Annotated in this window: 1 protein-coding gene; it reads right to left on the bottom strand. The window is 56.0% G+C overall.

What is annotated here, in order from left to right; all coding sequences use genetic code 11:
- Nucleotides 1–28: 28 nt before the first annotated feature.
- Nucleotides 29–1,207 (bottom strand): integrase core domain-containing protein, encoded by a 1,179-nt coding sequence (locus ACWKV9_RS27650; protein ID WP_483839289.1) that lies wholly within the window; start codon nt 1,205–1,207, stop codon nt 29–31.
- Between the last annotated feature and the right edge of the window lie 112 nt (nt 1,208–1,319).

Genomic DNA, 1,319 nt, shown 5'->3' on the forward strand with positions numbered 1-1,319 from the left:
CTTCGCGGTGTAGAAACGGACACATCCTTTACGTTTCAAACCGGGGACATCCTTTACGTTTTTGTAGGCTGGTCAGGCGGCTTTCGCCGCTTTTCAGCCTGCCGAGCAGGTAGTCGCACAGGTAGATGTCCCACACATCATCTTCCACTTCCCTCAGTCCCAGCGCTTCACCTACCAGCGATTCGCTGACAAATATCATCCTGCCTTTCCACTTCATCGATCCATTTTGTCTGACCTTGCGCACCTCCATGTCCGACACATAGTTCACCTCTGGCAAACGCCCGTCGTAATACCGGGTGGAGGGTACATAGAGGTCTGCAGGCACCTTCATGCCAAGCGCCTTGTGCGGGCGCACGTAATTAAATTCCTGCCGAAACCTCTCAAACGCCAATTGCTGCTGCACCAGATTATGCTCAGGGGCCTTCAGCAGCGCGGCCTTGAGCGTTCGATGCATGCGCTCATGGCGACCATTCTGATCGGGGCGCCCTGGCTGGATTCGCTCGGGGTAGATCCCCAAACGTATAAACCAAGCCGCAAGGCTTGAGATTCGTGACACGCCATTGGAGGCAAATGGTGAGCCGTTGTCCGTGCGGATTACATCCGGAAGGCCGTACTGCCGAAACGCCTGATCGAACCCTTCACGCGCGCCCGCCGTGCTGCCCTGTGCCTTACAGACGAGCAGGAAGCGGCTGACATGGTCGGTAATCGTCAGAGGAAAACAGCGCTGCCCGTTCTGAAGGGCGAAGTCTCCTTTGAAATCGGCTGCCCACGTTTGGTTGGGCGCTGTGGCCTCACGCAAAGGGTTTCGCCCCGCGGGTGGACGGTTCAGGAAGCGACGTTTCTGCACCAGACCCGCACGTTTGAGCCAGTCGCCAGCGGTGCTGACGGCAGGCCAGGACAGGTGTGGGTGAGTCTGTTTGAGAATATGCACAAGCTTTTCCGGTCCCCAGCTCGGATGCTCACCCTTGCAGGCGATTAACAATTCAAGCGCCTCATCACTGATGTGATGAGGGCTGGTATGGGGACGCCTAGACAGCTCTTTAAGTCCGTCTGCACCCAGTGCGTCGTAACGAGCCAGCCATTTATCCAGTGTGGGGCGGCTGATTCCGTAGTGGCGGGCCAAGTCGTTTTTTGAATAGCCGTCCGATAGCCAGTCGGCGATCAGTTTGACTCTTTGATCCAGTGGTGATTCTCGATTCCAAGGCATGGTCAGGTACCTCCTGACCGTATTTCACACCTGTAAACGATGTCTCCGGTTTAAAACGTAAACGATGTCTCCGGTTTAAAACGTAAAGGATGTCCCCGGTTTGTACCCGGAC

The organism is Pseudomonas corni (assembly GCF_057128765.1).

Excerpts from the sequence above, each read along its gene's own strand:
- ACWKV9_RS27650 (WP_483839289.1), bottom strand. The coding sequence starts at position 1,207 with ATGCCTTGGAATCGAGAATCACCACTGGATCAAAGAGTCAAACTGATC.